The following is a 25,650-nucleotide window of genomic DNA, read 5'->3' on the forward strand; positions in this document are numbered from 1 at the left end:
AATAAAATAAACTTTATGAAACCATCATCAAAACTTCTTTCCCCTGAAAATCATGCACTGGTACTTATTGATTTTGAAGGACAAATGGCATTTGCAACCAAAAGTATCTCTATGAACGAACTGCGTAACAATGTAGCAGTACTCTGTGGAGCATCCAAAATATTCAATGTTCCGACCATCATTACTACGGTTGCAGAACAAAGTTTTTCAGGTCCTGTTTTCCCGGAAATCGAGGAAGCATATCCTATGGCAACCTCAGGCTATATCGACAGAACAACGATGAATACATGGGAAGATGAAGCTGCTTATAAAGCCATTACAGGAACCAAGAAGCAAAAACTGGTTCTCGCAGGATTATGGACAGGCGTTTGTATTGTGGGGCCGGCATTATCTGCACTTGAGGAGGGCTATGACGTGTATGTCATTACCGATGCCTGCGGAGACGTAAGTGATGAGGCGCACGAAAGAGCGGTACAGAGAATGATCCATTCAGGAGTAAAGCCCATGACTTCCATTCAGTATATCCTTGAACTTCAGAGAGACTGGGCACGCCAGGAAACCTATGGTCCTGTAACTGACCTGATGAAAAAATATGGTGCTTCTTACGGATTGGGAATCCACTATGCTCACCATATGCTGAATCACTAAAATTCATATACCATTTTCAATGTTGAAATCTGCACCTTCAATACTGTTCTTAAAAGCTTTTATCATAACAGTTTTTTTATATTCTGAAACGTTCTCATCCCAGAGCTTTAAACTTCTGCGGTATGAAGAAAATTATGAATATCTGAAAGATTCCACCAAAAGCTTTTATGATAACATTAAATATCTCCCTCTCAATGAAAAGAAAGACATCTATCTCTCATTGGGTGGCGAGGCAAGGTATGAATATGTGGATTTCAACAACGAAGATTGGGGAAGGCTTAACATAGGACACAACGACTTTTTTCTCCAACGCTATGATCTTCATGCAGATTGGCATTTCGGGAAAAACTTCAGAATATTCTCACAGATCAGAAGTGCTTTACAAAACGGAAGAAAAAACGGTTCAAGAGGCATTGATGAAGATCAGCTGAATATTCAGAATCTCTTTCTGGATGCAGGTCTGGTGAATAAGGAAGATCAGAAGCTGACAGTGAGACTGGGAAGACAGGAGATGGACTACGGTTCCGGTAGATTAATTTCTGTAAGGGAAGGGCCGAATGCAAGGTTGTCTTTTACAGGAGCCAAAATCATGTATTCCTATAAAAATGTTTCTTTAGATGCTTTTGCGATGATGGCAGGCTCTGTCAGGACCGGAGTTTTTGATAATACCGTTTCAAAGCAGCTTAATCTTTGGGGACTTTATTCCAAAATTATTATTCCTGAAGCCGGAAATCTGGATCTATATTACCTCGGAATCCGTAGAGATGAATCTGTTTTTGAAGCCGGAACAGCCAGAGAAAAGCGCCATACAGTTGGCGGAAGGCTGTGGAAATATGGCGGCGGATTTATTTATAACCTGGAAGCTGCCTATCAGTTCGGACGTTTTGGAAACGAAAAGATCAGTGCATGGACGGGCTCTGTGGATGTAGGGTATCTCTTTGAAAACCTTACATTCAAGCCAAGCATTAATCTGAGAAACGATTATATATCAGGAGATCATTCTAAAAATGACGGAAAGCTCAATACATTTAATCCTTTATATCCGAAAGGAGGCTATTTCGGCTTCAGCCCGCAAGTGGGGCCTGTAAATTTAATTGATATACATCCGTATATGACCCTTGATCTGGCTTCCAGACTCAAAATGCAGATGGATGTTGTCTTCAACTGGCGATATTCCCTGAACGACGGTGTCTACCGGCCAAGCGGAGCATTGAATCGTCCCGGAAGCAGCTCAGATAAAAGGTATATCGGAACGGCTTATTTAACCAGCTTTACCTATAATTTCAACAAACATTTCTCTTTGGTGAGCGGACTTCAGTATTTCCACAAAGGACCTTTTATCGAAGATATCATTCAGGATGCAAAAAGCGGTGTTTTCTGGAATATCAGGCTGGGATTCAAATTTTAATCATTACTAAATCATTTATTATGCAAAATTCAATTTCAAAATACATCAATTGGTCAAAAACAATCTTTACAGTATTGGTGTTGGCAACTGCGGGAACCCAATTCGTTTCAGCACAGGCTGCTGCAGAAAAAACAGCTATCGGGACCTCAAAAACATGGGGAACTGTTGACGGGATTTCTGTCATAGGTATGGTACAGGGGCCATCTGCGGCCAAAGCAGATTTACAGATCGCCTGTGTTTTCGAGTATACGGAAGGAGATATTTTCAATCCTCCTGCGCTTCCCAAAGAACTGAACGGTATGGTTCATCTGGATGAAGCATTAAAAGGAATTATTACAGAAGTCCGTAAAAAAGGACAGTTCAAAGGACACGCTTTGGAAACCTTATTAATTAATCCTCCGAAAGGAAGCCTTGCCTCCGGAAAATTGCTGTTGATAGGCTTGGGTAACAGAAATTCTTTCGATGCCGAACTGATGAAAGAAGTAGGAAGTGTTGCCATGAGAGAAGCTTTGAAACTACAGGTACATACCGTATCCTTTGCCAGTGATATCAAAGATGCCGGAATTGATTCTCCGACAGCCCTGGTGGCAGAAAATGTGGTTTTGGGCGCTTTTGATGCCTACCGTACGCAGTCTTATTTAAAAGCTCAGCATTTATCCGATACAATGAAACTAAAAAAACTGATTTTGCTGGCCGGACCGTCTTTTTTCACCGTTGCCGGAGGAGGAATTCAGGAAGCTATATCGAAGTTGAACACCAAATAATTAAAGATGAAAGCAGACCTTATCGTATACAACGGAAAAATCCACACTTTCAATAAAGAAACTCCGGAAGTTTCTGCAGTGGGCATTAAAGACGGGAAAATTATTGCGGTTGGAAATGACGGACTGGCAGATCAGTTTGCAGATGAATCCACAGAACTGATTGATCTTAAAAAGAAAAGAGTTGTGCCGGGAATCAATGATTCTCACATTCACCTGATTCGTGGCGGATTGAATTACAATCTGGAATTAAGATGGGACGGTGTTCCCTCACTGGCTGATGCGCTCAGAATGTTAAAAGACCAGGTAGACCGTACGCCTTCTCCGCAATGGGTTCGTGTCGTAGGAGGATGGTCCGAATTCCAGTTTGCGGAAAGAAGGATGCCAAACCTGGAGGAAATTAATGCTATCGCCCCCGAAACACCAGTTTTTATTCTGCATTTATACGACAGGGCATTGATGAACAGAGCTGCATTAAAAGCAGTAGGATTTACCAAAGATACTCCGGCTCCGGCAGGCGGACATATTGAAAGAGATGCTAACGGTGAACCCACAGGGTTGATTATTGCCACACCCAATGCCATGATCTTATACTCAACACTGGCAAAAGGCCCGAAGCTTTCTTACGAACACCAGCTGAATTCCACAAGGCATTTTATGACAGAACTGAACCGCTTCGGAATTACCAGTGTCATTGATGCCGGCGGAGGATTCCAGAATTTTCCAGATGATTATCAGGTGGTGAACGAACTGAATGAGAAAAAACAGCTTACCGTAAGGATTGCCTATAATCTTTTTACCCAGAAACCTAAGCATGAATTTGAAGATTTCAGCGATTGGATCGACACGGTAAAATTATATCAGGGGGATGATATGTACCGCCACAACGGGGCAGGAGAGATGCTGGTATTTTCTGCAGCCGATTTTGAAGATTTTCTTCAGCCAAGACCTGACCTGCCTGAAAACATGGAAGCAGATCTCGAAAAAGTAGTCCGTTTACTGGTAGAAAACCGCTGGCCATTCAGACTTCATGCAACCTATAATGAAAGCATCACCCGTTTTTTAAATGTTTTTGAAAAAGTAAACCGGGATATTCCTTTTAATGGTCTTCCATGGATTTTTGATCATGCAGAAACCATTGATGAAAAAAATATAGAACGTGTAAAAATGCTTGGCGGAGGAATCGCCATCCAGAGCAGAATGGCTTATCAGGGAGAATATTTTGCAGACCGTTATGGTTCCGGCGCCGCAGAAAGTACACCACCCGTAAAAAAAATGCTGGAAATGGGAGTTCCTGTAGGTGGAGGCTCAGATGCCACAAGGGTAAGCAGCTACAATCCGTGGGTTTCCATGTATTGGCTGACCGCAGGTAAAACTGTTGGCGGACTTCAATTGTATCATGAAACAAAGCTGGACAGATCAACAGCATTGGAACTGTACACAAAAGGCAGCGCATGGTTTTCTCAGGAACAGCAGAAAAAAGGTGATATCAGGGTAGGAATGTTTGCCGATCTGGCAGTTCTTGATCAAGATTATTTTACGGTTGATGATGAAGATATCAAAAATATTGAAGCGGAAATGACCATTGTAGACGGGAAAATAGTCTATGCCAAAGGAACATTCTTATCTTATGCACCACCATCTATTCCTGTGCTTCCGGACTGGTCTCCCACCAATCTTTACAACGGATATTACCCTGCAGGCGGACATTTTCAGAAAGAAATTGAGAAAAATGCGAAACAGGATTTAAAAGCCCCGCTAACCTCACAAATTCACAGCTGTGCAGGAAGCTGCGATATTCACCATCATAACCATAACCAGGCAAGAATGAGCAATGTGCCCGTTAATAATTACCACACATTCTGGGGAGCTCTAGGCTGTTCGTGCTTTGCCTTTTAAATATCAATACATATGGAAATTTTAAAACAGATCCTTTCATCGGATTTAGGTTCACCATGTAATGATGCTTCATTCTTGGTTTTCCGGGTACTCCTTGCGATTCAATTGTTCAGAGTGCATGGCTTAAAGAAATTCAGACTGGAAAACGGGCAAAGGGAAGTCATTCCAAACCCTCTGGGATTGCCTGATCAACTCAATGCCATAGTCGCTTCATTTGCTGATCTGATAGTTCCGTTTCTGATTATTTTAGGATTGGGAACCAGGCTTGCGGTTTTACCGACAATCGGCGTGACGGCTATCGGATATTTTGTGGTTCATAGAAAGGATTCATTGGAAGTGCGGGATGTTCCTTTTATGTACACCCTTTCCCTGTTACTGATTCTTGCATTGGGTGCAGGAAGATATTCACTTGATTATTACTTACTAAATATTTTATAAAATGAAAACTTCAATCGGAATTAAAAACGAAAATTTAGCAAAAGTTGCTGAGGTACTGGTTACCACTTTAGCAGACGAATTTGTATTGTATACCAAAACTAGAAAAGCACATTGGAATGTCGAAGGACCGGATTTTTACAATAAACACCTGTTTTTTGAAGCACAATACGGGCAGCTGGACGACATCATTGATGATCTGGCTGAAAGAATCAGGACGCTGGGACATTATGCACCGGCTACTTTAAGGGAATATCTTGAATTAACCCATTTGTCTGAGCACCATCTTGAATCGAACGACAGCCTGATTTACATCAGAGCGCTTCTTTCCGACCACGAAAGTATCATCATTCATCTTCGTGAAAATATTGAAAACTTCGCTGTGGAATTCCGTGATTCAGGGACAAGCGACTACATTACAGGATTACTGGAAACCCATGAGAAAATGGCCTGGATGCTCCGTTCACATTTAAAATAGGAAAATGGAAGTAAAACATAATATCGGCTTTGTCACCTTATTGTTAACCATGATTGCCGGATACTGTGATACTGTGACATTTGTAGCGGCAGATGCCCTTTTTTCGGCACATGTTACAGGGAACTTTATTGTATTTGCCTATCAGTTTGTGAAGGGATCGGATATTCATGCCTGGGTAAAGCTGCTTACTTTTCCGGTCTTTATTCTCGCGGTTATGGCAGGAGGGAAGATTGCCGGGAAAGTTATCAATCATTACACGCTGTTATTCTGGGAAGGAACATTGCTTTTTTTAGCCGGAATTATTGTTGCCGTTCTCAGTTACTACGGAACGTTTTCAGAAGTTATGATGTATACTGTGGCTATGATGACCGTTTTTGCGATGGGGCTTCAGAATGCTTTCGGGAAACTCTATGCAAAGGAAACTCATGGTCCTACTACCATGATGACAGGAAATGTAACCCAAGCTTCCCTGGATTTTGGAACGCTTCTGTCAAGTGGCTTTCAACACCCTGAAGCCTGGGCAAGCCTGAAGAAGCAGTTGGTTACCATACTTGGATTTCTGATAGGCTGTTTTTTAGGGGCATATGCGGGAAAACAATTTGGACTCGAAACATTGATTTTACCGGGGCTGGCCATGATCATCTGCTATTTTTATCACCGTAAAAACTAGTACGGGACTATGGCAAAATACGGTATAAAATATTACCTTTAAAAAATGAATTTCAGGCTTTATTTTTTATCTAAAAATCTATTTAAAGTAGTATATTTTTCATTGGTTTTTATGTTTTCATGGAGTATAAAAGCACAAATCCAAGAAAATCCTGCACTGTTGAGAAAACAGATTTCCTCTTCCCCCAATACTGCTCAGAAAACCGCTTTATTGTTGCGGCTGAGTAACTATTATATTAGTAAAAAAGGAGAGTTGAAGGCTGATCTCGACAGTGCCGCTATTCTGAACAGACAGGCAAAAGCACTGAATATGAAATCCGGAGATCCGATGTCTGCCGGAAAGCTCATATTTCTGGATGCTAAACTAGATAAAGAAAGAGGCAGTAAAAACATTGCTTTATCCAAAATGAAAGAAGCACTTGCTTATTTTGAAACCCATCAATTTAAGGAACAGGCCGGAGAGGTATACAACGAGTTATCGTATATGTATGACAATAAACCCGAGTATTTTGATACTAAAATTAAACTGAAAGAAAAAGCATTGGAACTTTTTAAAAATTCAGGATCAAAACTGAATCAGGCAGGCGTCTTAAAAGATCTTGGAGAACTATATTATATCAAAGAAAGTCCTGATAAAGCGCTCGGTTTGCTCAGGCAATCCTTTTCTGTTTATAAGTCGTTGAAATTCAGAGAATTACAAAGTGTGTACAATCTTATTTCCCAGGTTGAAATTCAGAAGGCGGATTATGGGGAAGCGCTCCGTTATGGTCTTCTGGCAGAAAAAACAGCAGAAAGGGTGAATGATTATTCTTTGCAGATGTGTTCTATTTACAGCAATATCGGAATGGTGTATTACTATCTTCACCAGAACGACGATGCTATGAGATATTGGGAAAAATCCTTAGCTACTGCTAAAAAAAATAAAGATAACAGCTACATCAGAACCGTTGCCAATAATATTTCTACGATGCTGATCAGGCAGAAAAAATTTAAGCAGGCTATTACCATGATAGAAGAATACAGAGAACGTTACCCTATCGTAGACCAGGATTTTGAAATGTCAGAAAATTATATCCTGTTCAGCACCTATACCATTTTAAAGCAGTTTAATAAAGCCGAAGCCTACTACAAAAAACTGGTCGCCTATTACGGTGAAAATGCAGAAAAGAACAATCAGCAGGCTTCATTGCTGCGAAGCTTTGTTTTTTATCATTACCAGACCCGTAACTTTGATAAAATGTACCGCAAAGCGAGGCTTTTTGATTCGATAGCTAAAAATAACGGAAATGATATGCTTCGTTCGGAAAACCATTTAATGTGGTTCAAAGCAGATTCTGTACAGGGAAAATACCTGGATGCCATACAGCATTATCAGCTGTACAAAAAACTTTCCGATTCTGTTTTTAACGGCGAAAAAAGCAAGCAGATCAATGGCCTTAAAATTCAGTTTGAGACAGAACAGAAAGATAAAAACATTCAGCTGCTGACCCAGAAAGCAAAACTACAGGATATTAAGATTGCGAATGATACCTTTATCAGATATGTTTTCATTGGAAGTATTCTGGCACTGATCCTTTTTGCTGCCTTGTTGTATAACCGATCAAGATTAAAAAGCAATGCCAATAAAAACCTGGAACTGAAACGTAAGCAGATTGATGAACAGAACGAACAGCTGAAAAAATTACTTGCCGAAAAAGAATGGCTCTTAAAAGAGATCCATCATAGGGTCAAAAACAATCTGCAGATTGTGATCAGCCTGCTGAATACGCAGTCTGCTTACCTGGATAATGAAGATGCCCTGATGGCCATCCAGAACAGCCAGCACAGAATGCATGCTATGTCCATTATCCATCAGAAACTTTATCAGTCCGATAATCTTTCGATGATTGATATGTCATGGTATATTTATGAGTTGATCACTTATATCAAAGAATGTTATTCGTATGACAAAAAAATTAATTTCACAGTGGATACTGATAAAGTGTTACTTGACGTCGCTCAGGCGGTTCCTATGGGATTAATTGTTAATGAAGCAGTCAATAATACGGTAAAATACGCGTTTCCGGATGACCGGAAAGGTGAAGTTTCCGTCTCATTCAAAAATACGGATGACCATCTTTGTGAACTGATTATATCAGATAATGGAGTAGGGCTTCCCGAAGATTTCAATATTGAAGAAACGGAATCCCTGGGAATGAACCTGATGCGGGGGCTTACTGACCAGTTAGACGGGACCTTCCATCTCGAAAATAAAAGTGGATTAAAAATTACAATTACATTCAGAAGAAATACAGAAATAACTCCTTCCAACTAAAGGCTGACTATCATGAAAGAAAAAATATTAATTGTAGAAGATGAATTTATTGTAGCCAATGATCTGAAGCTGATGCTGATGAAAGCCGGTTACCAGATCACAGGAATCGCATCTTCGGTGGTTCAGGCCAGAAAACTGATTGCAGACAGCAAGCCGGATTGGGTACTTCTTGATATCATCTTAAAAGGAGACCTCACAGGAATTGATCTCGCCTGGGAACTGCGTGAAATGAATCTGCCTTTTCTTTATATTTCAGCCAATACCAACCAGTCTACTCTGGAAGCAGTGAAAGAAACGCAGCCCTACGGATTTATGGTAAAACCTTTCCGGGAGCGTGATATGATTGTTATGCTTGATATTGCCAGATACCGTTATGATATGGAAAGAGGCTGTGAACTGTGCACAGATAACGGAAACAACGAAGTGATTGAAGGAATTATCGGGAAAAGCAAGGTACTTCAGGATGTCGTTGAAAAAATACGGGTAGTAGCTCCTACAGATACGTCTGTTCTGGTGGTCGGAGAGAGCGGAACCGGAAAAGAAAAAGTGGCACATTCTGTCCATGAGCTTTCAGACCGCAGCGCACATCCTATTGTTGTAGTCAACTGTGCCGCACTGCCGCATGCGCTTATCGAATCCGAGCTCTTCGGGCATGAAAAAGGAAGTTTTACGGGTGCCAATACATTGAGGATCGGAAAGTTTGAGCAGGCCAACGGAGGAACCGTCTTCCTGGATGAAATAGGGGAACTGCCACTGGATTCACAGGTTAAATTACTGAGAGTTTTACAGGAAAAGGAAATTGAGCGGCTTGGTGGAAATAATATAGTTAAAGTAAATGTAAGAATTGTTGCAGCGACCAACCGCTCCCTGGAAAAAGAAGTGGCGGAAGGAAGATTCAGGCTGGATCTGTATTACCGTTTGAATGTTTTCCCTATTGAACTGCCTCCGCTGAGAGAAAGAAAGGAAGATATCGTATTGCTGGCCCATTTTTTCCTGAATAAATATGCCGCTGCTTCGAGAAGAAATATCACTTCTATCAGTGAAAAAGCATTAGAACAGTTGCTGAATTATCACTGGCCGGGAAACATTCGTGAGCTGGAGCATTTGATCGAACGAAATGTTCTGTTGGCCAAAACCGCAGAAATAGAAAGCTTTGATCTGCCCAAAATCATTGAAAAATCTTCTGAAATGCCAGGCCAGCTGAAATCATTGGAAGATATGGAAAGAGATCATATTATGAGTGCGCTTCAGACTTCCAACGGAAAAGTTTCCGGACCTGGCGGTGCTGCAGAGCTGCTGAAAATACAAGCTCAGACTTTATATTCCAAAATGAAAAAATTAGGAATTGACAAAGGCTATAAATAATCACGGGCAAAGCTAACCGGAGACCATATTTTCATTCTTTTTTTTAATCATAATTCTTCAAATAATTGAGGACAAAATCATTATGCCTTTACGCAGAATATCAAATAATAAATCAATCAGGTAATTATGGAAAAAGAAACACTCAGAATAGAAGGATTCAGTGATGGCGTCTTTGCAATAGCTGTTACGCTTTTGGTATTGGATCTTCATTTCCCTGAAGAGCATTCAATACAGAACGGGAACGATCTGCTGGTCTTTCTGAAGAATCAATGGCCGGCATTTCTGGCATTTATCCTTTCATTTTTCAGCATTTTCATCATGTGGGTAAACCATCATAAGATCTTCAAACAGATCTATAGTCGGAATTCCGCAATTATGTTTGCGAATGGACTGATCCTTTTTCTGGTTTCAGCAGTTTCTTATCCTACCGCTTTGCTGGCAAGGTATTTTGACGGTGAAGCTTCCTCTGTTGTTGTGGCACTTTATACCGGTATTTTTGTTCTGATCAATCTTGCTTATAATTTATTATGGTTTCTAGCCACCCAGAATAAAAAACTTTTGCGTCCCGGTATTACCGATGCTGCTATAAAAAAGATCCATAATAATTACCTTTACGGGCTTCCGATTTATGTGATTGCATTAATCCTGTCGTTCTGGATCCCGGTCTTGTCGCTGCTGATCATTTTAGGCCTTTGGATTTTCTGGGCTTTGTCTTCCGGGAAAATAGAAATGGAGCTTGACAAACATTATTCAGATCCCTTGAAATAGTGTTTTTTTTCTATTCCGAGTTTCTGCATTTTGGAAATCAGCGTGGTTGGCGGTAATCCCAGCAGCTTTGCAGCACCTGTTTCACCAAAAATACGGCCGTTACATTTTTTGATTATTTTTAGAATATATTCCTTTTCGAATTCCTGGAGCGTTTTGATCCGGAAATCCTGATCCGTATTTTGAGAGTTAATAACTTTCGGAAAATCCATTTCCCTGATCATATTTCCTTTTGCCGTCAGCATGCTTCTTTCAACCATATTTTCTAGTTCACGGATATTACCGAGCCATGGATTGGCAATCATCATTTTTGCCACGTTCTGAGAAAAACCGGTAATCTTTTTGCCTGTCTTAGGATAGAGTTTCTTAAGGAAGTAGTTTGCCAGTAAAGGAATATCCTCTTTTCTTTCCCGCAAGGCAGGAAGATGGATAGGAAATACATTCAGCCTGTAAAAAAGATCACTTCTGAACCGTCCTTCCGCGACTTCTTTTTCAAGATTCCTGTTGCTGGCCGTAATGATCCTTACATTCACTTTTATTCTTTTGTTTCCCCCGATCCTTTCGATTTCTTTTTCCTGAAGAACCCTCAGAAGTCTGGCTTGCAATTCCAGGGGAAGTTCACCTATTTCATCCAGAAAAATGGTGCTGTTGTGCGCCTGTTCAAACTTTCCTTTCCGCTGTTCGGTTGCTCCGGTAAAGCTTCCTTTTTCGTGCCCGAAAAGTTCGGATTCTATCAGATTGGCAGGAATGGCCGCACAGTTTACCCTGACCATCTTCTTTCCCGAAAATTCTGAAAGTTCATGAATAGCCTTTGCTATAAGCTCCTTTCCTGTACCCGTTTCTCCAAAGATGATGACATTGGATTGTGATGGAGCTACCTGTGAGATCTGTTCAAAAATAGTCTGCATTACTTCACTTTGTCCCACAATTCCATGGAAACCATACTCACTTTTCTTTTCTTCTTCAGTTTCTTTAGGAAAGTTCTGGATATTTCCCTGAAACGCTTTCAATTGTTCCTGAACATCAATATTATGAAGAGTAATGGAAACCTGGGTAGAAACGCTGTTTAAAATTCTTTCCGGAATAGCATCTCTTGAGATAAAATTTCTGTAGAAAAGGAAAAGCACATTTTTATTTTCATTAACAGCAGGCAAACCTAATCCCACAGCCATTCGCATTCCCGAATTTCTAACTTCGGTAAAACAGGAAGGAAGTGATGACAATTCTTTAAGATCAAAAAACAGGGGTTCCGCGGAATCAAGGCATTTTTTTAAATACGTATCAAGTGCATGATCTATAGTGTAATTTTGATTTTCAATCCCACTGATGAGCATTTCAATAGTCCCTCTGTAATCCCTGATGATCATACAATCATTAAAGCCCAGTTCAGTTTTGAAAGAGGTATTGAGAACAGAAAGAAATTGTTTTTTGTTTAAAACGGTAGAAAAGTCTTTGGTTAAACGGACAATGATAAGCTGTTCTTTCTGCATGTCCTGCAGGCGTTTCATCATTTCTGCATTAGGATCAGAAGGCTTGCTCATAGAAAATTCTTACTTGAAAATTTAAAGATAGGAAAATTGAGAAAAAGATCTCATTTAAAGAAACAAAAAAGCAACTTCGAAGAGTGAATCTTTATTTGGTGGTTTAGCCTTTACAACCGGTGTCGGTCCGGGAATAGGCGATTTAAGGAGATCATGGTTTAAACTTCACGTAATTCTGGATCTAGTCGAATGCTTCAGTAATCTCGTCAATGTTAGAATTTTTATATTGAAAGTAAAGATTAGAATGAAAATCATTAAGCTTTCTGAGTAATTCCAGAAACTCATTTTTTTCATTATTTTCAAGCTTCCCGGCAAGAATTCTTGAAGTTATATTTACTTTTTTAACAGAACGGTGGAAATAATCTTCTCCTTTTTTAGTGATGTTCAGACGTTTGCTTCTTTTGTCTTCGCTGTCGTTTTTTTCTTCAATTAAACCGTATTCCAATAAACGCTTGATAATTTGAGTCCCTGTCTGTTTCTCATGTCCGTTTCTTTCAATGAGATGAATTTTAGTCAGGTTTGGTTCATCTTTCAGTCTATACAGATAGGTGAATTCTTCATTGGCTAATTCAGGAAAGTCATTAAGTCCTTTTCTAATAAGTTGCTTGGAATATCTTGCCAAAAGCAGAACCTGTTTGCAGATTTCATTTTCGGTAAAAGCAACCTGATGCTCTTCATTTTTAAAAAGCTTTGTAGGGCTTTCTTTTCTGTATTTCTGATCATTGAGCCAAAGACGGAAATCCTCAGTGGTAGAATGAGGTTTACAAGCTTCGGAGTTTTCAAATTCTTTTACCTTATGAAGCAAATCAATGAAAAAATCGGTATTCATGGCACAAATTTAATCTAAAAATATATCTTTTTACGTTAAAGTTTCACACTTCCCATTCCACCGTCGATTCCAAAAATCTGGCCCGTAATCCAGGAAGATTTATCGGAAATTAAAAAAGCTGTCATTTCCGCAATTTCTTCGGCATTTCCAATTCTTTGCAGAGGATGCCTTTTAGCGGATGCTTCCTTTTTTTCAGGAGTTGATAAGAGGTTTGAGGCGAGCTCAGTATCTGTCAAAGAAGGAGCAATGGCATTTACCCTGATTTTATGCGCCGAAAATTCAGCCGCTAAACTTTTGGTAAGACCTTCCACAGCGTTTTTGCTGGCAGCAATTGAAGAGTGAAACGGCATTCCCAGTTTTGCCGCTACAGAACTGAAAAATACAATAGAGGCACTTTCAGATTTTTTAAGATTCGGTAAAAGCTTTTGAATAACTTTCACTGCTCCTATCACATTAATTTCAAAATCATTCTTGAACTCATCTATGGTAAGCCTGTTAAACGGTTTCAGATTAATGCTTCCGGGAGAGTATACCAGTCCGTCTACAACTTCAGGAAAAGTAATTTCATCTAAATTTCCGGAAAGAATATCCATTTGATGGAATGTTATATTAGCGTGATTTACCCCGGGATGTATTGTTCTTGAAATTCCTATGATTTTATTTTGTTCGGAAAGGATTTCTGCTGTTGCATGTCCAATTCCTTTTCCACATCCGACGATGACAATATTTTTCATGATTACTCTATTATCTTTTAGAAATTTTATTGTTGCTAATGGTTCTTTGTCTACTGCATTTAAAGCGAATGATATCTTCATTTCGCTTTTTTAAATGTTTTTGACTCACGCCGGAATTCACCCTCGTTCTCCAAAGTTTAAAACTCGATTCTTTTAATTCAGCACGCATTATTTCAATCACTTCAGATTCTCTGATCCCAAACTGAAATGCTATAGCTTCAAATGGAGTACGGTCTTCCCAGGCCATCTCGATAATCCGGTCCCTTTCCCGTATATTGAAATTTTTATTCATTATTTCAGATTTTCAATAAATTCTTTTGCTCTTTTTATATGCTGTTTCCGTTGCTCTTCCGGCATTTTTTCAAGCGTTCTCAACATCATGCCCAGCCTTGGATTTTTGGCGAAAAAATCCTTGTTATCATTGATGAAGTTCCAGAAAAGTGCATCCCATTGTTCTGCCCATTCTCCGTTGGGATAATCGCTCATTTTTTTGATGTAATTGCTGCCACTGATGTAGGGTTTCGTACTCATTTTGCCACCATCCGAAAAGGTGCTCATTCCATATACATTCGGAACCATTACCCAGTCATAAGAATCAATGAACATTTCCATAAACCACTGATATACTTCATCAGGATCGAATTGGCAGAGGTTCATTAAATTAGCAAAAATCATCAGCCTTTCGATGTGGTGTGCATAGCCGGTTTTTAGAATTTTCTGAATTGAGCTGTCAACTGGCTGGATTCCCGTTTTAGCGGTATAAAAAGATCCCGGAAGTTTTTGCTTGTGTTTCCAGTAATTTTTATTCCGCTGATGCACACCCTGATAAAGATAAACGCCCCGGACAAATTCTCTCCATCCTAAAATTTGTCTAACAAAACCTTCCAGTGAGTTTACCGGAATATCATTTTCCTTTGCAAAGGAAATGGCTTTTTCCATAACATTTTCCGCAGTTAAAAGTCCTACATTCATTAATGGAGAAAGAACACTGTGATGCAGAAAATATTCTTTCTCCACGATGCTGTCTTCATAAATGCCAAATTCCGGAAAACGCATTTCCAGGAATTGCTCAAGCCATTTTTCGGCTTCTTTGAAAGTTGTAGGATAAAGCTGTTCATCTGTAAGAATTCCGTAATTTTTTGAAAAATGTTTTTCGGTATATTCTTTCGCCTCCTCATAATATTGATTGTTTGTCGGGAAATATATGAAAGGTGCTTTTTTATTTTTAGGATATTTTCTTCGGTTTTCCGTATCATAGGTCCATTTTCCTCCCAGCGGTTTTCCTGCCTTCATCAGGATATTCCGGGTGATTCTCTGCTGCTTGTAAAAATCAGTCTGATGGTATGATTTCTTCCCTTCAAAGTAATCTTTCAGCTCTTCTTTGGTATTCAAAAAAAGAGAGCTGTCATGAATTTCAAGATCTAATTTGGTTTGTCTTAATCTTTTTTCCAGCCAATTATCACAAACATCTGTCGTTTTTATAGTTTTAAAATGGTCTTTTTCCAGTTTCAGAATTAAGTTTCTGATGTCTGAGTATTTCGATGAACTTTCGATATATTCAACCTCAAAACCGGATTTTTTCAATGTATGTTCATAGAACTTCATTGTCGCACGATGAAAAGCTATCTTCTGTTTATGAAACGCATATTGCCTGAAAAATAAGAATTCCTCTATCAAAAATACCGGCTGATCTTGGATAAGGTAATCAGTATCCTCAAAAAGCTGATGCGGAAAAATCAGTTGAGCGGTATGTTTTATTATTTTAGCCATAATCGTCTGAATTCTTGCTTAGGGTTGTAAAGTTTTGCCTGTTCTCTGGATTAAAAGGCCGGTTGTTATTTATCAGTGCTCAATTTTATTTTATTTCACCTTGTCAAAAAAATTAATTTCGAAAGGTTGTAATTAGTGAAACATTGATCCGGGACTTCTCTTTCATTTATTATAACTTTTTGGTATTCAATATATAATTCAGTTTTTTTTCCTGTGTGATATTGGATTTTCCTGCATAAGAAAATGTATTTATCTACAAATTTAGTAAATAATTTTATTTTTATTTAAAATAAAGTATAAATTTGTACTATATGATTTTTTAATTTTTAAATTATGTTGACAATACAAGCGCAATCGAATATTCCAACTGATTTTGGAATGTTTACTGTTTATGCATTTTCAGAGTTCGAAGATGATTGGAATCCGAATCTGGTTTGGGTGGCAGAAAGTACAGATTTTAGTACTGCGGTGAACGTGCGTTTTCATTCGGAGTGTATCACCGGCGAAGTTTTTCATTCTAAAAAATGCGAATGCGGGCAACAGCTGGATGCTGCTATGAAATATGTGCATGAGAACGGCGGAATGATTATTTATCTGCGTCAGGAAGGTCGGAATATCGGAATCATCAACAAATTGAGAGCTTATGCACTTCAGGAAAAAGGCTTTGATACGGTAGAAGCTAATCTGAAACTGGGATTACCGGCTGATGGCAGAAATTTTGATATCGCGATAGAAGTGCTGAAGATTTTGAAAGTAAATGAAATTAATCTGCTGACCAATAATCCTGAAAAGCTGAAATCTCTTGATAACAGTGGAATTAAGCTAAAGAATAGAATTCCGCTGGAAATAGAGTCGAATGAGGTCAATGAAAGTTACCTGGCAAAAAAGAAAGATTATTTCGGGCATCTTTTAGAAAAGGTATAATTTTTTCTTTCACCGGCAAACATTGTCAAACCACCAAAGCCTAATCCTATGAAAAAAATTCTGCTCACCGGCGCAACCGGATACATCGGAAAAAGAATGATCGACGTTATCGCTGCTCAGGGTTATCGGGTTATCTGTTGTTGCAGAGATAAAAATCGTTTTTCCAAAAGTGTCGATATTAAAGATAATCAGGTGGAGGTAGTGGAAGTAGATTTTTTAAAACCTGAAACCCTGGAAAATATTCCGAAAGATATTTCAGGAGCGTATTATCTTATGCATTCGATGAGCAATAGCAATGATTATGCTGAAAAAGAAAAAGAATGCGCTGTTAACTTTTCCAATTTTATTGAGAACACGGAATGCAAACACATCATTTATCTTTCGGGTCTTGTCAACGAAAAAGAATTATCCCAACATTTAAGTTCCCGGTTTGAGGTTGAAAAGATTCTTATGCAATGTAAAATTCCTGCCACGGTCTTAAGAGCCGGAATTATCATTGGATCAGGAAGTGCTTCTTTTGAAATTATAAGAGATCTGGTAGAAAAATTACCCATAATGATCGCTCCAAGGTGGCTTCACACAAAATGTCAGCCGATAGGAATTGCCAATGTTCTTGATTTTCTGATTTTTACATTATTTAAAGAAAAGGCCTATCGCAGAAATTTTGATATAGGTTGTGATAATGTGTTGACTTATAAAGAAATGCTCTTGGAATTTGCTAAAATCAGAGGGCTGAAAAGAAAGATTTTTACAGTTCCCGTAATGACACCCAAACTGTCCTCGTATTGGTTGTATTTTATTACTTCGACATCCTATAATTTGGCTTCCGCACTGGTTGGAAGTATGAAAATTGAGGTGGTATGCAGGCCAGAAAGCTTACTGGAAATAAAACAGATTACGGGTGTTCAGCCATTTTCATATGATACAGCCTTAAGAAGAACTCTCGCTAAAATTCAGGATAAGGAAATTATATCAAGCTGGAAGGACAGCTTTATCAGCAGCAGAAGTGATTCCAATCTGAAAAATTATCTTGATGTCCCAAAATATGGATGCTTTACGGATCTAAGAACTGCAGAATACGATGATCGTGAAAAATGTCTGAATCGGGTTTTTTCTTTAGGAGGAACAAACGGCTGGTACGGGCAAAGCCTATGGAAAATACGGGGGTTTTTGGATCTATTGATTGGCGGACCCGGATTGCGGCGTGGGAGAACACATCCCGATCAACTTCACGAAGGTGATGCTTTGGATTTTTGGCGTGTTTTATATGCAAACAAAGAAGAAGGAAAACTTATTCTCTTCGCAGAAATGAAACTTCCCGGTGAGGCATGGCTCATGTTTAAAACTTATAAAGGAAAGCTTTGGCAAAAAGCGGTTTTCCGGCCGCATGGACTGACCGGGAGATTATACTGGTATTCTGTTTTACCATTTCATGGGATTATTTTTAAAGGTATGGTAAAGAGATTAGCAAAAGAGTGACTGTTTTAAGTTATCAACTCACAACGAATATTGTCGCTCAATCTGTCATTACAGCAACGAATTTTAAAATTAAAAAACGGCATCGAAGAATGTAATCTTTGCATGAGTCTTGTGGCCTTGATGAGATTGTTATCAAATAATTTATTGTTAATCTTGTTAATTTGTTGAAATTTATAAAGTCTACTTAAATCTTATTATGTCACTGTTTTTTGATTTAATTTAGGGGCGAATTTTCGATTGTTCATTTCATTACTTGTTGATATATTGTACATTAATATTTTAACTATTTTACCTAACTTACTGTAAAAAAGTGAATAATAAGAGGTGTTGTATGCTAATGAGAAATTAATTTTTTGTTAAATTCAAAATTTAGTGACATAATTTAAATGTTTTTTTTTTACATTAGCAACTCAGAAAAACTAAACACTAAGAATCGAAAAAATCAAAGATTAAAAATATTATCATCTAAAGTCTCTTTAATAATCTCTCTTTTTTTTAGTTCTTTAATATCTCTTTTGTCACAAGAAACTGTGACTTAAGTGGCGAAGCTGTAATAACCGTGATTGCTTAACATTATGAACTTTATCAAAGGTTGGTATGTAATCTATACCAAATCCCATCTCCAAAGAAAAATAGCTCAGAATTTAGCTGAGCGAGATTTTACGATATATCTATCTCTCAATATAATAATGTCACAATGGAGTGACCGTAAAAAGAAAGTAGAAAAGCCTCTTTTTAATTCGTATGTCTTTATTTATCTGGAAATAATAAAAGATTATTTCAAAGCACTTATAATGGATGGGATTGTATTATTTATCAGATCTGGAGGCAAATTAGTCCCGATTTTAGATGAAGAAATAAATCGCATTAAAGTATGTCTGAACCATTATTATGAGGTAGAATGTAAAAGGATACATGAACTGAATATAGAAGAAAAAGAAGTTATAATATCCGGCCCTTTCCAGTCTTATCCATGTAAAATTCTATAATAAATAACAATCAAAAGATTTGTGTAAGAATAGATTCTTTACAACAAAGTCTGATCGCTGAAATCCAACCTTATCATTTAATATAATGCTAAACACATCCTCTTTATCAAATATTTTTTGGCTAAATAAGACAAAAAATAAAGAAACTGTTGTCTTATCTGAAGATAACACTGCATCTTTGGAAATCGAGATTTTGAAGTGTGATCTGGATAGTTTTCTGAAAATTTCAAAAAACAGTTCTTTATCCAAATTAACCATTCTTTCATCTATTTTTTCTTTTTTACTTGATAGATATTGCGAAGATTTTCAAGGTGTTATTAAGGTGTTTGCATCTGATCATATTCCATTAAAAAATAAAATATTATTGGATGTTGAGAAAAATACAGAGATAACATTTAAAGACCTTTTGAAGAGTTTTGCAAGCAATATTAAAGAAGCTGTTTCTCATTCTGATTACAATAACAATGATCTTGATTTAACGAAATACTCTAATTTTTCGATTCAGTATGGGAAGAGTTCTGAATCCGTACAGGATAATCTTTCTCTTTTGTATAACGAATCTGAAGAAAAGGTTGTTTTAAGTATTTATTATAAAGATATTTATAGAGGATATTTAATTGAGAATTTATTGAAGAGTTTAGTGCATATTCTTTCCAATTATGATCAATTACTAGATACAAGTCTCACCGATTATGCCCTTGTTTCAGAAGAGGAGGGAGTAGAAATGCTTAGCAGGTTTAACTTGACAACTGATTACCCTTCTGATCAGACAATTATTGATTTATTTGATTCTCAGGTAAGGAAAAATCCCGACGGGCTTGCAGTAATCTATGGAGATGTAGCTTTGAGTTATGCTGATCTTGATATGGAATCCAATAGGTTGGCTCATTATATTAAAAATCAATATGATATAAAGGCTGATGACCTGATCTGTATTCAACTTCCCCGGAATGAAAAGATGATCATATCCATACTGGGTATATTAAAATCTGGAGGAGCATATGTTCCGATCGATAGAGATTATCCAAAAGAACGGATTGACTACATTCTATCTGATACTAAAGCTAAAGTGAATATAGATGAAGTATTCCTGGCCAAGTTTAATGAAGTTAAACATGCATATTCAGCGGAAAGCTGTGGTTGTGCAATAAAAGGAAATCATCTGGCATACGTTATTTATACATCAGGAACTACGGGAACCCCTAAAGGAGTAATGATCGAGCATCAGAATGTATTTCATTCTACGATCAACAGAATTGCTTTCTATGATATTGAAAGTATGTTACTTGTCCCTTCTTTCTCTTTTGACTCTTCGGTAGCCGTAATCTTTGGAACACTGTGCAGTGGCGGAAGATTATTTATTGAAAGCAATATGAATATTAAAGATGTTGAATATATTTCGCATCAGATTATAAAAAATAAAATTGAGGGAATATTATGTGTTCCCAATTATTACTCCAGTTTGCTTACTTATCTCAATGAAAACATTTCAGGAGAAAGTACGCTGAAACATGTCATTGTTGCAGGCGAGGAATTAAGTAAAAATTTAGTATTAAATCATCAAAAACATAGCGATGCTATTCTGTATAATGAATATGGTCCTACAGAGTGTGCAGTATGGTCATCTGTTTCCATTGTCAATGATCCAAATGTAAATATTGGAAAGTCTATTTCGAATACACAGATTTATATATTGGATGAATATGGACATTTGTTACCAGTTGGAGTTCATGGAGAATTGTATATAGCGGGAGCAGGTTTAGCAAGAGGTTATTTAAACCGTGAAGATCTGACAGAAGAGAAGTTTATAGACAATCCGTTTGTTGAAGGTACAAAAATGTACCGTACCGGAGATTTGGGAAGATGGTTGCCAGATGGTACAATAGAGTATCTGGGAAGGATTGATGATCAGGTAAAGATCCGTGGGCATAGAATAGAGCTTGGAGAGATTGATCATCAGGTGCTTTCTTTTAGTGAATCTATTAAATCTGTAGTTACGGAAGTTAAAGAACATGAAGGAGACAAAAAGCTAGTGGTGTATTATGTCAGTAATTCTGTTATTGACAAGCAGGAACTAGCTTATTATTTAGAGAGTAAGCTCCCCCAATATATGCTACCTGGTTTTTACGTTGAGTTAGCGCATATTCCACTGACCAGTAACGGAAAGATCGACAGAAAGAGTTTGCCAGAAGTAAGCACTTCAGATTTAATCAAGACTGAATATGTAGCTCCAGTAACAACGGAAGAAAAAGCATTGGTAGAAGTCTGTGAGCAGGTTTTAAAATACAATCCCGTCAGTATCCGTGATAACTATTATAACTTAGGCGGAGATTCTATTAAGTCGATCCAGATCGTATCCAGATTACGTCAGCGTGGCTATAGCTTAAAAGTAGAACATATTTTACAATATCCTGTTTTAGAAGAGTTGGCTCGTTATATGACAAGAGATATTGCAGTGATCGATCAATCTGTAGTAACGGGTTATAGTATTCTGACTCCTATCCAAAGGTATTTCTTTGATAGCGAGGAACTGTCTGATAAAAACCATTACAACCAGGCTGTTATTTTAAAGAGCAATGAAAGACTTTCAGGTTCTATCTTGGAATCTTCGATCAAACGTCTTGTAGAACACCATGATGCCTTAAGAATGGTGTATAGCCAGAAAGAAGGTGAGTGGAATCAATATAATGCAGGATCAGAAGGTCATCATTATCATTTTGAATATTTTGATATCAGAGAAGAAGGCTCTTTTGAAAACGAGCAGAGTTCTTTACAAAAAATAGGAGATCGCCTCCAAAGCACCATCAATATAGAATCCGGAATATTATTCCATATAGGATGTTTCGATGAGTGATGGTGACCGAATCATATTGGTTATTCACCACCTTGTGGTTGACGGAGTTTCCTGGAGGATTTTGCTTGAAGATTTAGGAAGCTTATATGAATCGGGAATGAAGGGAGTATCTTATGAGCTTCCTTCCAAAACAGATTCTTTCCAGAGTTGGGGAGCAGCATTGAAGAAGTATAGCAATAGTTCTTCTTTATCCCAAGAGCGTTTGTATTGGGAAGGTATAGAATCAGAGATTTATCCGGTTATTCCAACCGATTACCCTGCAAAAGGCAAACATATTTTAGATAGCAGCATCAGCTTTTCCTTAAATGAATCGTCTACGAAATTATTACAGGGGTGTGCAGGTAAGAAATACAGTGCAGAGATTAATGATGTTTTATTGACGGGATTGGCCTTATCCTTACAGGATCAGTTTGGTATTAACAAGACCAAGGTGCTGATGGAAGGCCATGGTAGAGAGGTGATGAGTACAGGCCTTGATATCAGCAGAACAGTAGGATGGTTCACCAGTGTGTATCCTTTTTCGTTAGATATCAACAATAAGAACCAGCCTGCATTGGTGAGTATCAAAGAAAATTTGAGAGGTATTCCACATAAAGGGATTGGTTACGGAGTATTAAATTATTTAGGGGATTCATTTTCTTCAACAGGAAGTCCTACTATTCAGTTCAATTATCTTGGAGATTTTGATGATACAATAGGATCAGCATTTAATTATAGCTCAGAGTCTATCGGGAATCCGGTATCTGAAGAAAACCTAGGAACCGATATTCTATTGGATGTTTCAGGAATCACGATAAGTGGTGCCATGACTATCAAGATCCGTTATTCAGGAGATCTCTTTACTGAAGCTACGGTTCAGAAATTGATGGATAGCTATCAGAATCATTTGGAGAAAATGATTGGTGAGAGTGAATGCTCAGAGGTGATTTTAACACCATCAGATCTTACTTATAAAGGATTGTCATTCAATACGATTCAGGAGATCAATAAGAAAGGGGATATTGAAGATATTTATGAGCTTTCGCCAATGCAGCAGGGCTTGTATTACCATTGGCTTGTGGAACCCAAAGGAGCCACGTATTTCATGCAGACTTCGTACAGGACAAAATCCGAGGGTCTTGATCTGTCGGAAGTAGAAAAGGCATTTGGAATCCTTGTCAATCGCTATACGGTTTTAAGGACTTCTTTTGATAATCGTTATGGAGAAGTTCCTTTGCAGATCGTTCACAAAAAAGCACAAGTTGACTTTAAGCATTTAATCTTAGAATCAGAGCTTGAATTAGATACTATAAAAGAAGAGGATATAGCCCAAGGATTTGACCTGGGTGTACCTACCCAAATGCGCCTGACGGTTATCACGCTTCCTAATGGAGAATATGAATTCATTTGGAGTCATCACCATATTATCATGGATGGGTGGTGTCTGAGTATCCTTATCAATGATTTCGCTGTTATTTTGAACTCCCTGAAGCAAGATGTGGAGATTAATTTGCCGGAATCTAAAAAATATTCGTCTTATATCAACTGGCTGAAAACAGTAAATAAAGAAGAAGCCTTAAGTTACTGGGGAAATTATCTCAAAGGGGTGGTTTCTCCAACACTTATTCCTTTTAAAAAGAGTACATCAGAAAAGGATCCTCACTTTATTACCGAAATAATAAAAGTAGAAAATGAGGAATTCGCTGGTATTAGCAATCTTTGTAAGAATCTGGGAATCACTCTCAATACATATGTCCAGGGAGTTTGGTCTTATTTGTTAAGTTGTTATAATGCATCTGAAGAAGTAGTTTTTGGGAGTGTGGTTTCAGGAAGACCGGCAAATATTGAAGAGGTTGAGCATATAGTTGGACTCTTTATCAATACTATTCCTGTATGTGTGAATGTAAGTAAAGATGAAACACCAAGAAATTTACTCGAAAAATTACATTACGATTCTATTCAGGGTACCGGATACCATTTTACCGGTTTATCCGATATCCAGTCTCTATCTTCATTAGGAAAAGAGTTGATCAACAATATTATCGTTTTTGAGAACTATGCAAAGCGGGATGTTGATAATCATCTTTCGATCATGGGAATGGCTGATCAAAAAGCAGATACTTTTGAACAGACGAATTATGATTTTAATATTATTGCCGTTCCGGGAAAAAATAGCTTATCAATAGATTTTAAATACAATTCATCTGTATTTTATAAATCTTTAATAACATCTTTAGCCGGGCATTTTAAGAATATATTGGGACAGTTTGCTGCTTTTCCTGATCAGGCAATCAAAAACTTCAGCTATTTAAGTAATCCGGAAGTAAAGGAATTATTGGAAGACTTCAATGGTGCAGAAACTTCATATTCTTCTGAAAAGACTGTTGTAAAATTGTTTGAAGAACAGGTTAATAGCTGTGCGAATAGTGTAGCACTAACATATGATGATGTAAAGCTTAGCTACAATGATTTAAATACAGAATCTAACCGTCTAGCTCATTACCTGAGAAATCATTACAATATCAGGTCTAATGACTTGGTTTGTATTGAACTGCCACGTAATGAAAAGATGATTGTTTCGATTCTTGGAATTCTAAAATCAGGAGGAGCGTATGTTCCGATTGATGTGAATTACCCTCAGGAAAGAACAGAATATATTATAAAAGACACCAAATGTAAATTATATATCGATGAGTCATTCTGGAAAGAGTTTGATTCATTGAAAGAAAATTATTCAATAGAAAATCTTTCTACAGAGATTCATCCTTCAGATCTGGCTTATGTTATTTATACGTCGGGTACAACAGGAAACCCTAAAGGAGTTTGTATCAGCCATTCTAGTTTGATGAACTATATTTCCTGGAGTAATGGATATTATTTTAATTGTGGAGACCGAGGCAATTGGGGATTATTCACTTCAATATCCTTTGATCTTTCAGTTACTGCACTATTCTGTTCTCTGACGAGAGGATGCTCTTTATGGTTGGGAGAGAATGAAGCAGACATTTTAGCTGTTCTTATGAATGCGTTTGAAAATCCGGATATAGATATTTTAAAATTAACGCCTTCTCATATTTCATTATTAAAGAATGTAGAAATCAATAATACGGGTATCCGAAAAATTATTTTAGGAGGAGAAAAGCTTTATAATGAGCATATTCAGATTATTCACACTATCAATAAAGATATTGAGATCTATGATGAGTACGGCCCAACAGAGGCAACCGTAGGCTGTATTGCCCGAAAAGTTGAACTATCTGTTAACACGATCGGAGGTCCAATTTCGAATACACAGATTTATATATTGGATGAATATGGACATTTGTTACCGGTTGGAGTTCATGGAGAATTGTATATAGCGGGAGCAGGTTTAGCAAGAGGTTATTTAAACCGTGAAGATCTGACAGAAGAGAAGTTTATAGACAATCCGTTTGTTGAAGGTACAAAAATGTACCGTACCGGAGATTTGGGAAGATGGTTGCCAGATGGTACAATAGAGTATCTGGGAAGGATTGATGATCAGGTAAAGATCCGTGGGCATAGAATAGAGCTTGGAGAGATTGATCATCAGGTGCTTTCTTTTAGTGAATCTATTAAATCTGTAGTTACGGAAGTTAAAGAACATGAAGGAGACAAAAAGCTAGTGGTGTATTATGTCAGTAATTCTGTTATTGACAAGCAGGAACTAGCTTATTATTTAGAGAGTAAGCTCCCCAATATATGCTACCTGGTTTTTACGTTGAGTTAGCGCATATTCCACTGACCAGTAACGGAAAGATCGACAGAAAGAGTTTGCCAGAAGTAAGCAC

Annotated in this window: 20 protein-coding genes; 15 read left to right on the top strand and 5 right to left on the bottom strand. The window is 37.8% G+C overall.

Going from position 1 to position 25,650, the window contains the following annotated elements; genetic code table 11:
* Positions 1 to 15 precede the first annotated feature (15 nt).
* The 10 genes from AAEU33_RS11730 to AAEU33_RS11775 all read left to right on the top strand — a co-directional run bounded on the left by AAEU33_RS11730 (position 16) and on the right by AAEU33_RS11775 (position 10,745).
* Positions 16 to 648, top strand: a complete 633-nt coding sequence (locus tag AAEU33_RS11730) for a hydrolase (RefSeq protein WP_273648470.1) — start codon at positions 16 to 18, stop codon at positions 646 to 648.
* A 19-nt stretch (positions 649 to 667) separates the two neighbouring features.
* Positions 668 to 2,056, top strand: a complete 1,389-nt coding sequence (locus AAEU33_RS11735) for an alginate export family protein (protein ID WP_345987663.1) — start codon at positions 668 to 670, stop codon at positions 2,054 to 2,056.
* A gap of 20 nt (positions 2,057 to 2,076) precedes the next feature.
* Positions 2,077 to 2,820: a M17 family peptidase N-terminal domain-containing protein gene (locus tag AAEU33_RS11740; protein WP_345987665.1), complete on the top strand. Its 744-nt coding sequence runs from the start codon at positions 2,077 to 2,079 to the stop codon at positions 2,818 to 2,820.
* 6 nt (positions 2,821 to 2,826) lie between these two features.
* The gene (locus AAEU33_RS11745) at positions 2,827 to 4,716 is read left to right on the top strand and encodes an amidohydrolase (RefSeq protein WP_345987667.1); all 1,890 of its coding nucleotides are present in this window, start codon (positions 2,827 to 2,829) and stop codon (positions 4,714 to 4,716) included.
* A gap of 12 nt (positions 4,717 to 4,728) precedes the next feature.
* Positions 4,729 to 5,154, top strand: coding sequence for a DoxX family protein (locus tag AAEU33_RS11750; RefSeq protein ID WP_172279125.1), 426 nt, complete (start codon positions 4,729 to 4,731; stop codon positions 5,152 to 5,154).
* Position 5,155: 1 nt separating this feature from the next.
* The gene (locus AAEU33_RS11755; RefSeq protein ID WP_172279123.1) at positions 5,156 to 5,629 is read left to right on the top strand and encodes a DNA starvation/stationary phase protection protein; all 474 of its coding nucleotides are present in this window, start codon (positions 5,156 to 5,158) and stop codon (positions 5,627 to 5,629) included.
* Positions 5,630 to 5,633: 4 nt separating this feature from the next.
* Positions 5,634 to 6,299: a YoaK family protein gene (locus tag AAEU33_RS11760; RefSeq protein WP_172279121.1), complete on the top strand. Its 666-nt coding sequence runs from the start codon at positions 5,634 to 5,636 to the stop codon at positions 6,297 to 6,299.
* 45 nt (positions 6,300 to 6,344) lie between these two features.
* Positions 6,345 to 8,612, top strand: coding sequence for a histidine kinase dimerization/phosphoacceptor domain -containing protein (locus AAEU33_RS11765; RefSeq protein WP_345987670.1), 2,268 nt, complete (start codon positions 6,345 to 6,347; stop codon positions 8,610 to 8,612).
* A 12-nt stretch (positions 8,613 to 8,624) separates the two neighbouring features.
* On the top strand, positions 8,625 to 9,977 hold the full coding sequence (locus tag AAEU33_RS11770) for a sigma-54 dependent transcriptional regulator (protein WP_345987672.1): 1,353 nt from the start codon (positions 8,625 to 8,627) through the stop codon (positions 9,975 to 9,977).
* 126 nt (positions 9,978 to 10,103) lie between these two features.
* Positions 10,104 to 10,745: a TMEM175 family protein gene (locus AAEU33_RS11775; protein WP_345987674.1), complete on the top strand. Its 642-nt coding sequence runs from the start codon at positions 10,104 to 10,106 to the stop codon at positions 10,743 to 10,745.
* On the opposite strand, the gene AAEU33_RS11780 is transcribed toward AAEU33_RS11775, so the two are convergent.
* The 5 genes from AAEU33_RS11780 to AAEU33_RS11800 form a co-directional block, all read right to left on the bottom strand.
* The gene (locus AAEU33_RS11780) at positions 10,724 to 12,283 is read right to left on the bottom strand and encodes a sigma-54 dependent transcriptional regulator (protein ID WP_345987676.1); all 1,560 of its coding nucleotides are present in this window, start codon (positions 12,281 to 12,283) and stop codon (positions 10,724 to 10,726) included. The two genes, AAEU33_RS11775 and AAEU33_RS11780, sit on opposite strands and share 22 nt — an antisense overlap.
* A gap of 181 nt (positions 12,284 to 12,464) precedes the next feature.
* Entirely contained in the window at positions 12,465 to 13,112 is a 648-nt protein-coding gene (locus tag AAEU33_RS11785) for a MarR family transcriptional regulator (RefSeq protein ID WP_345987678.1), read from the bottom strand.
* Positions 13,113 to 13,147: 35 nt separating this feature from the next.
* A complete protein-coding gene (locus AAEU33_RS11790; protein ID WP_345992764.1) occupies positions 13,148 to 13,846 on the bottom strand; it encodes an SDR family oxidoreductase in 699 nt (232 codons plus the stop codon).
* A 10-nt stretch (positions 13,847 to 13,856) separates the two neighbouring features.
* Complete coding sequence (locus tag AAEU33_RS11795; protein WP_172279109.1) at positions 13,857 to 14,138, bottom strand: TIGR03643 family protein; 282 nt, start codon at positions 14,136 to 14,138, stop codon at positions 13,857 to 13,859.
* Positions 14,138 to 15,616: a cryptochrome/photolyase family protein gene (locus AAEU33_RS11800; RefSeq protein WP_345987679.1), complete on the bottom strand. Its 1,479-nt coding sequence runs from the start codon at positions 15,614 to 15,616 to the stop codon at positions 14,138 to 14,140. The genes AAEU33_RS11795 and AAEU33_RS11800 overlap by 1 nt, the downstream gene beginning before the upstream one ends.
* Before the next feature lie 333 nt (positions 15,617 to 15,949).
* Here AAEU33_RS11800 and ribA point away from each other — a divergent pair, with 333 nt between their 5' ends.
* From ribA to AAEU33_RS11825, 5 genes are all read left to right on the top strand, one after another.
* Complete coding sequence (gene ribA / locus AAEU33_RS11805) at positions 15,950 to 16,540, top strand: GTP cyclohydrolase II (protein WP_345987681.1); 591 nt, start codon at positions 15,950 to 15,952, stop codon at positions 16,538 to 16,540.
* Positions 16,541 to 16,588: 48 nt separating this feature from the next.
* A complete protein-coding gene (locus AAEU33_RS11810; RefSeq protein ID WP_345987682.1) occupies positions 16,589 to 18,019 on the top strand; it encodes an SDR family oxidoreductase in 1,431 nt (476 codons plus the stop codon).
* Positions 18,020 to 18,594: 575 nt separating this feature from the next.
* Positions 18,595 to 19,008: a transcription termination/antitermination NusG family protein gene (locus AAEU33_RS11815; RefSeq protein WP_345987684.1), complete on the top strand. Its 414-nt coding sequence runs from the start codon at positions 18,595 to 18,597 to the stop codon at positions 19,006 to 19,008.
* A 178-nt stretch (positions 19,009 to 19,186) separates the two neighbouring features.
* Entirely contained in the window at positions 19,187 to 21,862 is a 2,676-nt protein-coding gene (locus AAEU33_RS11820; protein ID WP_345987685.1) for an amino acid adenylation domain-containing protein, read from the top strand.
* Positions 21,855 to 25,589 carry an amino acid adenylation domain-containing protein gene (locus AAEU33_RS11825; RefSeq protein ID WP_345987687.1) on the top strand — a complete coding sequence of 1,245 codons (3,735 nt, stop codon included), beginning with the start codon at positions 21,855 to 21,857 and terminating at the stop codon, positions 25,587 to 25,589. Before AAEU33_RS11820 ends, AAEU33_RS11825 begins: the two co-directional genes overlap by 8 nt.
* Positions 25,590 to 25,650 lie beyond the last annotated feature (61 nt).

The sequence above is a fragment of the Chryseobacterium sp. Chry.R1 genome (genome assembly GCF_039645525.1).
In the GTDB taxonomy this organism is placed as follows: domain Bacteria; phylum Bacteroidota; class Bacteroidia; order Flavobacteriales; family Weeksellaceae; genus Chryseobacterium; species Chryseobacterium proteolyticum.

Bases quoted from the DNA above. Each gene is read 5' to 3' on its own strand.
- AAEU33_RS11730 (WP_273648470.1), top strand. From the start codon at position 16: ATGAAACCATCATCAAAACTTCTTTCCCCTGAAAATCATGCACTGGTA.
- AAEU33_RS11735 (WP_345987663.1), top strand. From the start codon at position 668: ATGTTGAAATCTGCACCTTCAATACTGTTCTTAAAAGCTTTTATCATA.
- AAEU33_RS11740 (WP_345987665.1), top strand. From the start codon at position 2,077: ATGCAAAATTCAATTTCAAAATACATCAATTGGTCAAAAACAATCTTT.
- AAEU33_RS11745 (WP_345987667.1), top strand. From the start codon at position 2,827: ATGAAAGCAGACCTTATCGTATACAACGGAAAAATCCACACTTTCAAT.
- AAEU33_RS11750 (WP_172279125.1), top strand. From the start codon at position 4,729: ATGGAAATTTTAAAACAGATCCTTTCATCGGATTTAGGTTCACCATGT.
- AAEU33_RS11755 (WP_172279123.1), top strand. From the start codon at position 5,156: ATGAAAACTTCAATCGGAATTAAAAACGAAAATTTAGCAAAAGTTGCT.
- AAEU33_RS11760 (WP_172279121.1), top strand. From the start codon at position 5,634: ATGGAAGTAAAACATAATATCGGCTTTGTCACCTTATTGTTAACCATG.
- AAEU33_RS11765 (WP_345987670.1), top strand. From the start codon at position 6,345: ATGAATTTCAGGCTTTATTTTTTATCTAAAAATCTATTTAAAGTAGTA.
- AAEU33_RS11770 (WP_345987672.1), top strand. From the start codon at position 8,625: ATGAAAGAAAAAATATTAATTGTAGAAGATGAATTTATTGTAGCCAAT.
- AAEU33_RS11775 (WP_345987674.1), top strand. From the start codon at position 10,104: ATGGAAAAAGAAACACTCAGAATAGAAGGATTCAGTGATGGCGTCTTT.
- AAEU33_RS11780 (WP_345987676.1), bottom strand. From the start codon at position 12,283: ATGAGCAAGCCTTCTGATCCTAATGCAGAAATGATGAAACGCCTGCAG.
- AAEU33_RS11785 (WP_345987678.1), bottom strand. From the start codon at position 13,112: ATGAATACCGATTTTTTCATTGATTTGCTTCATAAGGTAAAAGAATTT.
- AAEU33_RS11790 (WP_345992764.1), bottom strand. From the start codon at position 13,846: ATGAAAAATATTGTCATCGTCGGATGTGGAAAAGGAATTGGACATGCA.
- AAEU33_RS11795 (WP_172279109.1), bottom strand. From the start codon at position 14,138: ATGAATAAAAATTTCAATATACGGGAAAGGGACCGGATTATCGAGATG.
- AAEU33_RS11800 (WP_345987679.1), bottom strand. From the start codon at position 15,616: ATGGCTAAAATAATAAAACATACCGCTCAACTGATTTTTCCGCATCAG.
- ribA (WP_345987681.1), top strand. From the start codon at position 15,950: ATGTTGACAATACAAGCGCAATCGAATATTCCAACTGATTTTGGAATG.
- AAEU33_RS11810 (WP_345987682.1), top strand. From the start codon at position 16,589: ATGAAAAAAATTCTGCTCACCGGCGCAACCGGATACATCGGAAAAAGA.
- AAEU33_RS11815 (WP_345987684.1), top strand. From the start codon at position 18,595: ATGAACTTTATCAAAGGTTGGTATGTAATCTATACCAAATCCCATCTC.
- AAEU33_RS11825 (WP_345987687.1), top strand. From the start codon at position 21,855: ATGAGTGATGGTGACCGAATCATATTGGTTATTCACCACCTTGTGGTT.